Genomic DNA, 12,737 nt, shown 5'->3' with positions numbered 1-12,737 from the left:
CCAGGTCGACCACGGCGTCCGTCTGGTCGGCGAGGCAGGAGAGGCGCTGAAGCGCATCTCCGACCAGATCAAGGCCGCCAATGAGATCGTCGCCAAGATCGCCCACAGCGCTTCCGAACAGGATACGACGCTGCGCTCGATCTCTTCGTCGATGAACCAGCTCGACGCCGCCACCCAGCAGAACGCTGCCATGGCCGAAGAGACCACGGCATCGGCCGAGACGCTGGCCAGCGATACCGACGAGCTGATCGACCTCATCCGCGGCTTCCGTGTCAGTGGCGAAAGCGCTGCCCCGGCCATGCATCAGGGTCGCCGGGCTGCTTAAGCGGCGCGGGGACAAAAGCGTTTTTATCACCAAATTTTTAGCGGCCGTCGGTTCTCCGGCGGCCGTGTCGTTTGAAAGCTCATTCCGGAGCTTCGATACACGCGATCAGTCGCTCGATTTCGCGATCGGAAAACACTTCGACGCCTGCCGCTTTTAACGCCGCCGCCGTCACGCCGTTGCCGGCCTGCCTGCGTCCCGAAAACGTGCCGTCATAGATGAAACTTGAGCCGCAGGACGGACTTCCGTCGATGAGCAGGGCATAGCGGCAGCCGGCCGCTGTTGCGAGAGCTACGGCATTGTCCGCCGCCTGCAGGAACTCAGCCGTCACATTTCCGCCCGTCAACTCGATGACGTCAGCCTTGCCGGCCAGCACGTCCTCGCCGGTCGCACCATGCCCGATCTCCGCCGGCGCTCGCGGCACCGCCATGCCCGCAGACATCTCAGGACAGATGGTCACCAGCCGGCCTTCGACCCGCCATTTCTCGATAACAGGATGCAGCAACGGCTTCGCTCGCCCGTCATACCTGACGGCGTGGCCCATGAGACAGGCGCTAACGAGAATCTTGCTCTGCATGTCTGATTGAATAGCGCCGGCGAGGCGGCAATGCCAGCGTTGGGTGATTGTTCCCCAGCCGCTCAATCCGCGCCGCCACCTGGGGTTCACTGAACCGCATCCCACCACAGCGTAAGATACAGATCACGCCACTCGGGATTCATGGCCTCGATGAGATCGACCTTCCATTGCCGATACCACCGCTTCAGTGATTTCTCGCGCTGGATTGCACTGCCTATATCCCAATGTTCCTCATACCAGACCAGAAGTGTACATCCGTATTTCCAAGCGAAACCCGGCGTCAGCCCCTCGCGATGTTCGTAGATGCGGCGCTCCAGATCGGATGTCACGCCGATATAGAGCGTGCCGTTCTTTTGGTTGGTCACGATGTAAACATATCCCGCCATATGCAAGCAGAGTGCTTGGTTGTGGATGCTCGGGTCAAGCCCGAGCATGACGGAGGTTGGGGAGAGCGATCGGCAGGAGGCGCAACTGCGCTCGTACACGTGTCGTTGTATTTCGCCAGGCGCCCACCCTTCGCTCCGTCATCCTCGGGCTTGACCCGAGGATCCATGCGGGGAGCACTCCGTTCGTGCTGACACTCAGAAAAACAACGGCAACCAACCGAAGCCGAACATCAGCCCGAGATCTTCGAGAAATCCGCAACCGTTCCCGTCGCTTCGCGGATCAGCCGCAGCAAAGCGAGACGGTTGGCGCGGATGGCGGCATCCTCGTCGTTGACGAGCACGTCTTCGAAGAAGCGGTCGACCGGGCCGCGCAGCTTGGAAAGCGCTTCCATCGCCGAGCGGAAATCCTCCCCGGCAACTGCGTCCGAGGCATCCTTCGAGGCGCTGGAGATTGCGGCGAAGAGCTCCTTCTCAGCATCGAGCTTCAGAAGCGCTTCCGAAACGCCATCGGCGATCACGGTGCCCTTCTTTTCCTCGGCGGCAAGCAGCTGCGTCGCGCGCTTGGTGCCGGAAAGCAGGTTCTTGCCGTCCTCCGAGGTGATGAAGGCCGTCAGCGCTTCGACGCGGCGCGCCACCATCAACAGGTCGTCGGCATCTGAAGTCAGCACGGCGTCGATGAGATCGTGGCGGGCGCCCTGGTCGCGCAGATAGACCTTGAGACGGTCGTGGAAGAAGGAGAGCAGGTCGCCATCCCTTGTCGTTGCCAGCAGCGGCAGACGGATCCGTCGCTCCAAGAGGATCCTGACGACACCGAGGGCGGCACGCCGCAGGGCAAACGGATCCTTCGACCCCGTCGGCTTTTCATCGATCGCCCAGAAGCCGATCAGCGTATCGAGCTTGTCTGCAAGGGCGATCGTGATCGCCACTCTGTCCTCCGGCACGCGGTCCGACGGACCCTGCGGCTTGTAGTGGTCCTCGATCGCTGCGGCAACGGACGCATCCTCACCCTGCAGCACCGCATATTTACGGCCCATCAATCCCTGCAGTTCCGGAAATTCGCCGACGGCTTCGGTGCGCAGATCGGCCTTGGCGAGCACGGCGGCGCGATCGACGAGGGCCGTATCCGCACCGGTTATCTTCGCCAATTCTCCAGCCCAGGCTCGGATGCGGACGACGCGCGCGCCCTGTGTGCCGAGCTTGGCATGGAAGGTCACGTCAAGCGCATCGAGCTTGGCCATGCGCTGGTCGAGCGGCTTGTTGATGTCGAGGCCGAACTTTGCCGCCGAAGCCGTCAAAGTCTCGAGATCCGGCAGATTGCCCTGGTCGCGTTTCCAGAAATGCAGCGCATCCGAAAGCCGGGCCCGCACCACCTTGCCGTTGCCGTGGACGATTTCCTTGCCGCCGTCCTTCGCCTGGATGTTGGAGACGAGGATGAACTTGTTCGAAAGCGTCTCTTCACCCTGTTTGCGGGTGACAAAACACTTCTGGTTGGTCTTGATCGTCAACCGGATGATCTCGGAGGGGATCGAGAGATAATCCTCCTCGAAACTGCCCATCAGCACCTGCGGCCATTCCACGAGGCCCGAGACTTCCTCCAGCAGGCCTTCGTCTTCCACCAGCTCGAGCCCGTTGGCAAAGGCGATGTCGCGAGCGTCGTGCAGGATGATGTCCTTGCGCCGCTCGGCGTCGAGGATGACCTTGGCCTTTTCCAGGTTCGCCGCATAATCGTCGAAGCGCCGGACGGTGATCGCCTCGGCCGCATGGAAGCGATGGCCGTAAGTGATATTGGAAGCGGTGATGCCGTCGATCTCGAAGGGGATGACGCTGGTCTCTTCATGCTCCGGGCCGAAGGTGCAGACGATCGACTGCAGCGGCCGCACCCAGCGCAGCGCGCCGGGCTTCGACGAGGCCTTGCCCCAGCGCATCGATTTCGGCCAGGGAAAATCGCGGATGATGCCGGGCATGACATCGGTGACGATCTCTTCCGTCGCGCGGCCGGGCTTGGAGATGACCGCGACGTAGAAATCGCCCTTCTTCGGATCGCTCACAACCTGCGCCTCGGAGACCGAGGACAACCCTGCGCCGCGCAGAAAACCCTCGATCGCCTTCTCGTTGGCGTCGGTGCGCGGTCCCTTGCGTTCTTCGCGCACATCGGCGGAGCGGGCCGTCAGGCCGTGGATGTCGAGCGCAAGCCGCCGCGGCGTCCAGTATTCGCGCGCCCCCTCGTAGGACAGACCCGCTTCGACAAGCGCATCGGTGACGAGCTTCTTCAGGTCGCCGGCGGCCTTGCGCTGCATGCGGGCCGGAATCTCTTCGGAGCGGAGTTCGAGAAGAAGGTTTGGCATGTCGAATTTCCTTGCCTCCCGCGAAAGGGGAGGGATGGCATGGCGCCGGGTCAAAACGTTGCTTCTGCTAGCAAAGAATGGCGCATCTGCACAACCGCAAAATCGCCGCCTTTCCGGCATGCTTATCCTGTGGATCGGCGCTTGGCCGTAAACTCCAACATTGCCTTGCCGCTTTTCGCCGCTATGGTCCCGCCACCTCTGACGAAACAGGAAATCCCATGGCCGCAGACCTCCGTTTTCTCGCAGCCCGCATCTCCGCCGAAATCAACGCCCGGCCCGAACAGGCCAAAGCCGCCATCGAGTTGCTCGACGAGGGCGCCACCGTGCCCTTCATCGCCCGCTACCGCAAGGAAGTGACAGGCGGGCTTGATGATACGCAGCTGCGCAATCTCGCCGAGCGGCTGGTTTATCTGCGCGAGCTCGAAGCCCGGCGCGACGCGATCGTCGAATCGATCACCGGCCAGGGCAAGATGACCGACGAGCTGATGACCAGGGTCGCAGGCGCCGAAACCAAGGCCGAGCTCGAGGATCTCTATCTGCCCTACAAGCCGAAGCGCCGCACGCGGGCCGAAATTGCCCGTGAACGCGGCCTCGGCCCGCTCGCCGAGACGATCCTCGCCGACCGCGGCAGGGAACCGGCGGTCTTGGCCGAAGGCTTCGTTACAGCTGATGTGCCGGATGTGACGACGGCGCTCGAAGGCGCGCGCGACATCATCGCCGAAGGCATTGCCGAAAATGCCGACCTGCTCGGCAAGTTGCGCGCCCATATGCGCCAGGCCTCGCTGCTGAAGGCGAAAGTCGTCGACGGCAAGCAGGCGACCGGCGAGAAGTTTTCCGATTATTTCGACCATTCCGAGCGCTGGGCGACCGCCCCCGGGCATCGCGCGCTCGCCATGCTGCGCGGTTGGAACGAGGAGGTGCTGACGCTGACGATCGAGGCCGACGCCGAGACGACCTCTCCGAACAAGCCGGTCGAGCGCATGATCGTGGCGGCCTACGAGATCGGCACGAGCCGTCCCGGCGACCGCTGGCTGATGGAGGTCGCAAGCTGGACCTGGCGCGTCAAGCTTTCCATGTCGCTGTCGCTCGACCTGATGCGGGAACTGCGCGAGAGGGCCGAAGAGGAGGCGATCCATGTCTTCGCCCGCAATCTCAAGGATCTACTTTTGGCCGCGCCCGCCGGCTCGCGCGCGACGATGGGTCTCGATCCCGGCATCCGCACCGGCGTCAAGGTCGCCGTCGTCGACGGCACCGGCAAGGTGGTGGCGACATCGACCGTCTATCCCTTCCAGCCGAGGAACGATGTGCGCGGCGCCCAGGTCGAGCTCGCATCGCTGGTCCGCAAGCACAATGTCGAGCTGATCTCGATCGGCAATGGCACCGGCAGCCGCGAAACCGAAAAGCTGGTGGCTGACATGCTGGCCGAGTTGCCGGCGCCAAAGCCGACCAAGGTCATCGTGTCGGAAGCCGGCGCCTCGGTCTATTCCGCCTCGGCAACCGCAGCAGCGGAGTTTCCCGATCTCGACGTGTCGCTGCGCGGCGCCGTCTCCATCGCGCGGCGCCTGCAGGATCCGCTGGCCGAACTCGTCAAGATCGAGCCGAAGTCGATCGGCGTCGGCCAGTATCAGCACGACGTCGACCAGCAGAAGCTGTCGCGTTCGCTCGATGCGGTGGTGGAAGACGCGGTGAATGCCGTCGGTGTCGATCTCAACACCGCGTCTGCGCCGCTGCTGTCGCGCGTCTCCGGCCTCGGCCCGTCGATCGCCGACGCCATCGTCCGCCACCGCGACAGCGAGGGCCGTTTCGAGACGCGAAAGGATCTCCTGAAGGTCGCCCGCCTCGGCGGCCGCACCTTCGAGCAATGCGCCGGCTTCCTGCGCATTCCCAACGGCAAGGAGCCGCTCGATTCCTCCTCGGTGCACCCGGAGGCCTACGGCGTCGCCAAGAAGATCGTCGCCGCCTGTGGCCGCGATCTGCGCGCGCTGATGGGCGACAGTGCGGTGTTGAAATCGGTTGATCCGCGCCAGTTCATCGATGAGAAATTCGGTCTGCCGACGGTCAAGGACATCATCGCGGAGCTGGAAAAGCCCGGCCGCGACCCGCGTCCGAGCTTCAAGACCGCGACCTTTGCCGAGGGCGTCAACGAAATTTCCGACCTCAAGCCCGGCATGGTGCTGGAAGGCACGGTGACCAACGTCGCCGCCTTCGGAGCCTTCGTCGATATCGGCGTGCACCAGGATGGTCTGGTGCATGTGTCCCAGCTTGCCGATCGCTTCGTCAAGGATCCCCACGAGGTCGTCAAGGCGGGTGATGTCGTCAAGGTGCGGGTTGTCGAAGTCGATGCCAAGCGCAAACGCATCGGTCTTTCCATGCGACGCGATGACGGCTCTTCGGCGCCGCCGCCGCGTGGTGATTCTCGCGGAAGCCAAGGGTCGCGGCCGCAGAACGAACGCCGGCCTGCGGCTCAGAAAACCGAGAGCCAGGGCGCCTTCGGCGCGGCACTTGCCGAAGCCATGAAGCGAAAATAAGGGTTTAACCGGCGTTTCGGCAAAAATGCAACAGTTTGGCAGCGTTCTGTAAAGAGTGCTAAATCCAGCGCTTGTATGGCGAAAGAGAGCTACTAAGTTGATGTGACCATTCTGTCACATTTGCGAGGCGTCCATGGCGTCGGCATTCTTATCGATCGTCCAGCAAATCGTTCGCAAGGGTTCGTTGAAACTTACCCTTGCCAATGGCGAAACCCACACTATCGGCGACGGCACCGGTGAACCCGTTGTCGCCCGCCTTGCCGATCAGGAGGCCGAGGACGCCATCCGGCGCGACCCGACCATGAAGCTCGGCGAAATGTACATGCAGGGCCGGTTCATTCTCGAACAGGGCAACATCTACGATTTCCTGTCGTTGGTGAAACAGAACACCACCAATGAAATCTTCGATTTCAAGATGGCGGCGCTGCTCCTCGGCCGCATTGCCTGGCAGCAGCTGAAGAGCCGCGTGCCGGTCAATCGCAACAAGCACAATGTCGCCCATCACTACGACCTGTCTGCCAAGCTCTTCGATCTTTTCCTCGACGAGGACTGGCAATATTCCTGCGCCTATTTCGAGCCGCCGGGCATTGGTCTCGACGAGGCGCAGCTCGCCAAGAAACGCCATATCGCCGCCAAGCTTCTGCTTGAGCCGAACCAGCGCATCCTGGAGATCGGCTCCGGCTGGGGCGGCATGGGCATGTACCTGACGGAGGCGACTGAAGGTGCCGAGTTCACCGGCATCACGCTGAGCGAAGAGCAGCTCAAGGTCTCGCGTACGCGCGCCGAAAAGCGCGGCCTTGCCGACCGGGTGCGTTTCGAACTGCAGGACTACCGCACCATGACGGGCAGGAAGTTCGACCGCATCGTCTCGGTCGGCATGTTCGAACATGTCGGCATCGGCCATTACGGCAATTTCTTCCGCAAGGTATCGGACCTGCTCGATGATAACGGCGTCATGGTGCTGCATTCGATCGGCCGCCCGAAGCCGAGCTTCGGCACCAATGCCTTCATCGAGAAATACATCTTCCCGGGCGGCTACATCCCTTCCGTCGGCGAGGTCGTGCCTCCGCTTGAGAAGGCCGGGCTGCTGGTCAAGGATATCGAAATCCTGCCCCTTCATTATGCCTATACGCTGCGCCATTGGCGCGAGCGTTTCGTGGCGCGTAAGGCTGAGGCGGTGGCGCTTTACGACGAGCAGTTCTTCCGCATGTGGGAATTTTATCTGGCGGGTTCCGAGATGGGCTTCCGCTGGGACGAGCTCTTCATCCTGCAGATCCAGGTCGCCAAGAACCAATTTGCAGTTCCCGACAATCGCAATTACATCGCCCGCAACGAAGCCAAGCTGAGAGAATTCGAGGCGAGGCGCGCACCGTTGGAAAAGGTGACGTTCTAATCCCGCGGAAGTGCCGCTTCCGCTGGCGGTTTTGCCGAGGGACCGATTCTCATGAAAGGACGTGCCGATGAGCAATGCGTTTCCCGAGATCTACCTGGTCCGCCACGGTGAAACCGAATGGAGCCTGTCCGGGCGCCATACCGGACGCAGCGATATTCCCTTGACACCGAACGGCGAGGCCGCCGCCCGCAAACTCGCCGACCGGCTGGCGGGCCTTAGCTTCTCTGCCGTCTGGTCTAGCCCCTCCGAGCGAGCCCGCAAGACCTGCATGCTCGCCGGATTCGGATCGGGCGCGGTGATCAAGGACGATCTCGCCGAATGGGACTACGGCGCTTATGAAGGCATCACCACCAAGGCGATCCTTGCCGACCGCCCCGGCTGGCAGCTCTTTCGCGACGGCTGCCCGAAGGGCGAATTCGCCGCCGATGTCGGCGATCGCGCCGACGCCGTGATTGGCGGACTTCGTCAAACGGCCGGTACGATCCTGGTCTTTTCGAGCTCGCATTTCCTGCGCGTCCTCGCCGCCCGCTGGCTTGGCCTGCCGCCGGAAGACGGCTCCCGTTTCGTGCTCGATACGGCCAGCATCAGCGTGCTGGGCTACGAGCACGATCTGACCGAACCGGTCATCCGCCGCTGGAACCAGAGATAGGGAAGCTGCGGAGCGGGTTGCGACTTTCTTCGCGCTAATGGCGGCCCCTCACTCTAACCCTCTCCCCGTTCTGACGGGGAGAGGGGACGTGCCACGCGAGAGGCTCGCCAATCTCCTGGCGGGATGTCGCTTACGACCGCCAAAGGCGGCACGCCTTTCATTGGCACCCTTTGTTTCGCCGTGGTTAACATTGGGGTAACGACATCAGGATAAATGTAGCGAGCGCCGCCCTCCGCGGCTTTGTTTTTGCGTTTTCTGGAGTGTGGACGTGTCTCATCGATCAGTCGTATCGATCTCTTTGGCTATTGCCCTTTTATCTGCTGGTTCGGCGGCCGCTCAGGAAAGCGGCCAGCACTTCTGGTCCGGCGACTGGTATCTGAGCGTCGGCGTCGCCGGCTTTTCCGCCCCGAAATTCGAGGGCTCGTCGCACAATGAATTCAAGTTCAGCCCGCTGATCTCGGTCGGCCGCCAGGGCGCCGGCCCGCGTTTTTCCTCGCGCAACGACAATCCGTCCTTCGCTCTCATCGACAAGGGCGCCTTCCGTGCCGGCATCGTCGGCAAATTCGTGCCGTCGCGCGATGACGGCGACGGCAGCGAGCTGAAGGGCTTGAAGAAGGTCAAATGGGGCGCGGAAGCCGGCGGTTTCGTCGAAGTCTACCCGACCGATTTCCTTCGCGCCCGCGCCGAAGTCCGCCAGGGCATCCGCTCGCATGATGGTATCGTCGCCGATCTCGCGGTCGATGCCTTCACCGATATCGCGCCCGACCTGCAGCTATCAGGCGGCCCGCGCGCGACATTTGCCACCAGCGGCTATTACGACGCCTATTACGGCGTCAACGCCAAGCAGGCGGCGGCAAGCGGGCTCGATCCCTACAAGCCCTCGTCGGGCATCCAGTCCTATGGCGCAGGCGCGGCGCTCACCTGGAAGGCGACGGAAAACCTCTCGGCAAGTTCCTTCCTCGAATATAAGCGGCTGGCAGGCCCTGCCGCCGACAGCAGCCTCGTGCGCGACCGCGGCTCGAAGAACCAGGTCCTGATCGGCGTCTCGGCGACATACAAGTTCAATTTCTCACTGCAGTGATTGGTGCGGCTGCGCATCTCTCCCAGATCCGCACCGCTGTAACACTTTGAATTGCCGTATAATTTCATCGTTGGATCGATTCCGATCCAAGGAATGATGCAAATGGCAGCGCAATGATCGCTTCTTGACCGGATCGGCGGCCCGCCGCTAGATGAGCGGCATGCACGATACCGGCGACTTCAACGATCGCGTCTCCGACGCACCTTCCGATAACTGGGTCTACCGGATCCTGCCGCCATGGCTTTGGCCTTATGCGCAGCTGGCGCGCTGGGATCGCCCGATCGGCTGGCAGCTCTTGATGTGGCCGTGCTTCTGGTCGGCGACACTTGCGGCCAATGCGGCGATTGGCGAGGGGCTCTATTCCGGCAGCCTGCTGGTGTCTCACCTGTTCCTTTATTTCATCGGCGCGGTCGCCATGCGCGGCGCCGGTTGCACCTATAACGATCTCGTCGACCACGAGATCGACATGGAAGTGGCGCGCACGCGGTCGCGTCCGCTCCCCTCCGGCCGCGTCACGCGCCGCCGGGCGAAGATCTTCATCGGCCTGCAGGCGCTGGTCGGCCTGTTCGTGCTGCTGCAGTTCAACTGGCTCAACGTCTTCCTCGGCGTGCTCTCGCTCGGGATCGTGGCGTTTTATCCCTTTGCCAAACGTTTCACCGACTGGCCGCAATTTTACCTCGGGCTTGCCTTTTCCTGGGGCGCGCTGATGGGCTGGGCCGGGATTTTGGGCGGCCTCTCCTTCGCCGCCATCCTGCTCTACGCCGCCTCCGTCGCCTGGACGATCGGTTATGACACGATCTACGCGCATCAGGACAAGGAGGATGACGAACTGATCGGCGTCCGCTCCACCGCGCGCCTGTTCGGCGACAGGACACGGCAATGGCTGATCGGCCTTTATGGGCTGACGCTGGTGCTGATGTTTATCGCTTTCGCTCTCGCCGGCGCCAATCTCATCGCTTTCCTGGGTCTGCTCGGTGCGGCCGGCATGTTTGCCTGGCAGATCGTCCGGCTCGATATCGACGATGCCGACCAGTGCCTGGCGCTCTTCAAATCGAACAACCGCGTCGGCCTGATCATTTTCTTCGGCCTCTTCGTCTCGCTGCTGTTTGCCATTCCCTGATTGGGACGATAAGCCCGGCGCGGGCGCCAGCCCTCGCGCCTGTCCTCAGATAGGAGGATTGGTCTAGCAGGTATTCGTGTCGTCCTTTGCGGCAGATGGAAGCCATGCCTTGATCTGTTGATCCGTGAGGTTGGCACCACACAGCATAGTCGCTACACGGCAGCCTTTCAGGGCAGATGCCTGCGCAAGAATAGCTGCGAGCCCCGCCGCTCCGGCTGGTTCGACGAGACGCTTCCATGTGTCATGAGCAAACCGCATTGCATCGAGAAGCTGATCGTCATCCACGAGAACGACGTCGTCGATCGTGTCTTGAAGCCAGCCGACGGCCGACGGGACGGGAATCCGCACAGCAATTCCATCGGCAATCGTGCGTGCCTCCGGCGTTGAGATTACGTCGCCCGCATTGTAGGACAGGGCCATGCAAGGTGCGCCCTTTGCGGCGACTGCGACGACCTTTGTTCGCGGTGATCGTGATTTGAACCAGCACCCTATTCCGGCCGCCAGAGCGCCGTTGCCAAGCGGAATGAAAACGGCATCGATATCTTCGACCTCTTCAGTCAACTCCGCCGCAATCGTTCCTGCCCCTTCGGCAATGGCTGCGCTCGCTCCGTCCTCGACGAACTGCAGCTTCCGTTCGGCGGCGTAGGTTTTGGCGGCCTCCTTTGCAGAATCAAAATCTTCTCCAGCGAGAAGGACCTCTGCCCCAAACCTGCGCATGGCTTCGATCTTCAACGGATTGGCGTTCAGACTAGCGAACACGATCAGAGATCGCCCATGCCGCGCGGCATTGTAAGCAAGCCCTTGGCCGAAGTTCCCGGCTGATGCCGTGACCAGTGGAGCTCTATCGCCAACGAGGTCGGCGAGAAAATACCCGGTCCCGCGCCCCTTGAAGCTGCGGATGGGATTTTCCGTTTCGTCCTTGGCGACGAGCGACAGCGCGAGCCTATCGGAACGCAACAAATTGGTGTTCAGGAAAATCGGATCGATTTTTTTGCGTGCATCGTCGATTTTGGCGGCTGAAAGAAGTGTTTGTTTTGTCATGGGCAGATGATAGGAATTTTCGGCGCGGAAAAACCGCGCTCGTGATAAATTTATAGCGGAATTTCTGCTTGTTGGCTTGGTCGTGCGCTGTGGACGATATTGATCGGACTATTCTGTCGATGCTGCAGGAGAATGCCGACATTCCCGGCAAGGTCATTGCTGACGCGGTCAATCTCTCTACCTCGGCCGTCGAACGGCGCATCGGCAAACTGAAGCAAGATGGGATCATCGAGAAGATCGTGGCGGTGGTCAGTCCGAAAGCCGTTGATCGCACCTTGTCCGTTCTGGTTGAGCTCGAAATTCAGAACGAACATCGACACGCGTTGGAGCAATTCCAACGATGGTTGGACCGTGCGCCTGAAGTTCAGTCATGCTGGTATGTCACCGGCGACATGGACTATGTCCTGCTCGTGGCCGTCCGCAATCTTGAGGAATACATTGCCTTCATTGAGCGGCTCATGGGCGAGCAACAGGCGCTCGTGCGAAAATACAAGAGCCTGATCGCACTCAAAACGGTCAAGCACGGATTGGGACTTTCCGTCCTGGAATGAGAGGCTTTTTACTGGCTACGCAGTGATCCTGTCAAAATTCGTCCCGCAGTGCCAATCGAGGTTAAAGCGACAGTTTGCGGCCGAATTCGACAGCGTCGCAAAACGGGCATTCCGCGACAGATGAGTGCGCAGAATGCCCGGTAACGACATGTCCGGTGTCGCGATTTCGGTCAGTTGCGGGCGATGATTTCCTTGCCCTCGATCTTCATGGCGACGCCCAGCCGACCGGTGGTGCGACGCACGAGGAAGCGCGGACGGCGATTGGCGAAGTAGGAATGACGGCGACGAGGCTTGAGGTCGCTGGTGCGCAAGGCACCGATGTGGTCTTCGAGCGGCCGGGCGACGCCGTCGGCCTCGACCATCAGCATCGGAATGCGGAAGGCTTCCGACCAGCTGCGCCAGTCGGCGGCAATGTCGCTGAGATCATGGGCCACGAGCAGCGGAATGCAGAGCTCCGGATCGGTGTGGTGAAGCTCGAGCGTAACGGTGACTTCGCCGTCGCCGTGATCGATGGCGCGGGCGGCGACACCTTTGAAGACGCGCTTCGGCAGCGCAATCGAGAGCGGCAGGCCGCTGGAGGGGAGGACCTTGCGCAGGACCGCGCCGCGTTCGTCTATGGTGATATTGACGTCATCCGAACAATCATGGATGGCATAGCTAACCTGCTGGGGAAAGCGGGACGGATCGAGGCGTAACGTCGTGCCAGCCCAGGCGGGCTTCATAACGGGATTGTTCATTTCATTC

11 protein-coding genes and 1 pseudogene are annotated in these 12,737 nt (G+C 61.7%); 7 read left to right on the top strand and 5 right to left on the bottom strand.

What is annotated here, in order from left to right:
• Positions 1-325, top strand: a pseudogene (locus A6U98_RS00690) (chemotaxis protein); the annotation flags it as partial.
• 79 nt (positions 326-404) lie between these two features.
• Here the strand turns inward: A6U98_RS00690 and A6U98_RS00685 are convergent.
• The 3 genes from A6U98_RS00685 to glyS all read right to left on the bottom strand — a co-directional run bounded on the left by A6U98_RS00685 (position 405) and on the right by glyS (position 3,630).
• Positions 405-899: a DUF523 domain-containing protein gene (locus tag A6U98_RS00685; protein ID WP_064647163.1), complete on the bottom strand. Its 495-nt coding sequence runs from the start codon at positions 897-899 to the stop codon at positions 405-407.
• Between the two features lie 86 nt (positions 900-985).
• Entirely contained in the window at positions 986-1,285 is a 300-nt protein-coding gene (locus tag A6U98_RS00680; protein ID WP_064647161.1) for a GIY-YIG nuclease family protein, read from the bottom strand.
• 230 nt (positions 1,286-1,515) lie between these two features.
• Positions 1,516-3,630 (bottom strand): glycine--tRNA ligase subunit beta, encoded by a 2,115-nt coding sequence (gene glyS / locus A6U98_RS00675; protein ID WP_064647159.1) that lies wholly within the window; start codon positions 3,628-3,630, stop codon positions 1,516-1,518.
• A 218-nt stretch (positions 3,631-3,848) separates the two neighbouring features.
• Between glyS and A6U98_RS00670 the strand changes: the two genes are divergently transcribed.
• The 5 genes from A6U98_RS00670 to ubiA all read left to right on the top strand — a co-directional run bounded on the left by A6U98_RS00670 (position 3,849) and on the right by ubiA (position 10,401).
• On the top strand, positions 3,849-6,158 hold the full coding sequence (locus A6U98_RS00670; protein WP_064647158.1) for a Tex family protein: 2,310 nt from the start codon (positions 3,849-3,851) through the stop codon (positions 6,156-6,158).
• Positions 6,159-6,291: 133 nt separating this feature from the next.
• A complete protein-coding gene (locus A6U98_RS00665; protein WP_064647155.1) occupies positions 6,292-7,551 on the top strand; it encodes a cyclopropane-fatty-acyl-phospholipid synthase family protein in 1,260 nt (419 codons plus the stop codon).
• Positions 7,552-7,618: 67 nt separating this feature from the next.
• Positions 7,619-8,200, top strand: a complete 582-nt coding sequence (locus A6U98_RS00660) for a histidine phosphatase family protein (protein ID WP_064647153.1) — start codon at positions 7,619-7,621, stop codon at positions 8,198-8,200.
• Between the two features lie 268 nt (positions 8,201-8,468).
• Positions 8,469-9,281, top strand: coding sequence for a MipA/OmpV family protein (locus A6U98_RS00655; RefSeq protein ID WP_064647151.1), 813 nt, complete (start codon positions 8,469-8,471; stop codon positions 9,279-9,281).
• A gap of 160 nt (positions 9,282-9,441) precedes the next feature.
• The gene (ubiA, locus tag A6U98_RS00650) at positions 9,442-10,401 is read left to right on the top strand and encodes a 4-hydroxybenzoate octaprenyltransferase (protein WP_064647174.1); all 960 of its coding nucleotides are present in this window, start codon (positions 9,442-9,444) and stop codon (positions 10,399-10,401) included.
• A gap of 63 nt (positions 10,402-10,464) precedes the next feature.
• Here ubiA and A6U98_RS00645 read toward each other — a convergent pair whose 3' ends face one another.
• The gene (locus A6U98_RS00645) at positions 10,465-11,442 is read right to left on the bottom strand and encodes a pyridoxal-phosphate dependent enzyme (protein ID WP_064647149.1); all 978 of its coding nucleotides are present in this window, start codon (positions 11,440-11,442) and stop codon (positions 10,465-10,467) included.
• Between the two features lie 89 nt (positions 11,443-11,531).
• On the opposite strand from A6U98_RS00645, the gene A6U98_RS00640 reads away from it, so the two are divergent.
• Positions 11,532-11,993 (top strand): Lrp/AsnC family transcriptional regulator, encoded by a 462-nt coding sequence (locus A6U98_RS00640; RefSeq protein ID WP_082933818.1) that lies wholly within the window; start codon positions 11,532-11,534, stop codon positions 11,991-11,993.
• Between the two features lie 170 nt (positions 11,994-12,163).
• Here A6U98_RS00640 and A6U98_RS00635 read toward each other — a convergent pair whose 3' ends face one another.
• The gene (locus tag A6U98_RS00635) at positions 12,164-12,730 is read right to left on the bottom strand and encodes a DUF6101 family protein (protein ID WP_003556960.1); all 567 of its coding nucleotides are present in this window, start codon (positions 12,728-12,730) and stop codon (positions 12,164-12,166) included.
• Positions 12,731-12,737: the final 7 nt, after the last annotated feature.

This window comes from Rhizobium sp. WYCCWR10014 (assembly GCF_001657485.1).
Classification (GTDB): domain Bacteria; phylum Pseudomonadota; class Alphaproteobacteria; order Rhizobiales; family Rhizobiaceae; genus Rhizobium.
The sequence above is the reverse complement of the archived record's forward strand: the minus strand, read 5'-3'. Positions and strand labels throughout refer to the sequence as shown.